General features: G+C 65.2%; 1 protein-coding gene and 1 pseudogene. Both read left to right on the plus strand.

The genetic code is table 11. From position 1 onward, the window contains the following. A partial coding sequence (gene tnpB / locus JJL56_RS32050) for an IS66 family insertion sequence element accessory protein TnpB (RefSeq protein ID WP_425599162.1) occupies positions 1-318 on the plus strand: 318 nt, incomplete at its 5' end. 69 nt (positions 319-387) lie between these two features. After that, positions 388-609: pseudogene (locus tag JJL56_RS32055) on the plus strand (transposase domain-containing protein); the annotation flags it as partial. Positions 610-656 lie beyond the last annotated feature (47 nt).

Here is a 656-nt window from a genome sequence, read left to right on the forward strand (position 1 = left end):
GCGTTGGAACCCTGCGACATGCGCCGCGGTTTCGATGGGCTGGCGCTGCTGGTGCAGCAAGCCCTCGGCAAGGACCCGTTCTGCGGCCACCTTTACATCTTCCGGGGGAAAGGTGCCGGGCGCGTGAAAATTCTCTACGCCGATCAGAACGGCCTGTGCCTGTTCGCCAAAAGGCTGGAAAAGGGGCGCTTTGTCTGGCCAACGACGCGGACACCGGGCGGCACGGTGGTGCTGACGCCGGCGGAACTGTCCCTGCTCCTGGAGGGGTTGGAATGGCGCCACGCCATTCCGGCCTCACGCCCGACGGTGGCGGGGTGATAGGGAGAAAAGTTGAGGAAATCCGCGGGCTTGGCTGGTCTGGAGCCGTGATCCGAGGTACAATTGGCCATGCGCTTCGACCTCGACAAACTGCCCGCCGATCCGGCCCTGCTCCAGCAGTTGGTGCGCGATCTGGCCGAGGTCGTGGAGCGCCAGAAGGCTGATTTGGCGGAGCTGGAGGCGCTGCGCCAGCAACTCCGGCAGATGCAGCGCACCGTCTTCGGGCGGCGCTCCGAACGGCTCGATGCCGATCAACTCGACCTCGGGCTGGACGGGAGCTATGCTGGAATCTGGGTGATGACGGTCTGAGGAGGGCGGCGTATCGAGGTGGGTGACCA

The organism is Azospirillum aestuarii (assembly GCF_016632405.1).
Classification (GTDB): domain Bacteria; phylum Pseudomonadota; class Alphaproteobacteria; order Azospirillales; family Azospirillaceae; genus Azospirillum; species Azospirillum aestuarii.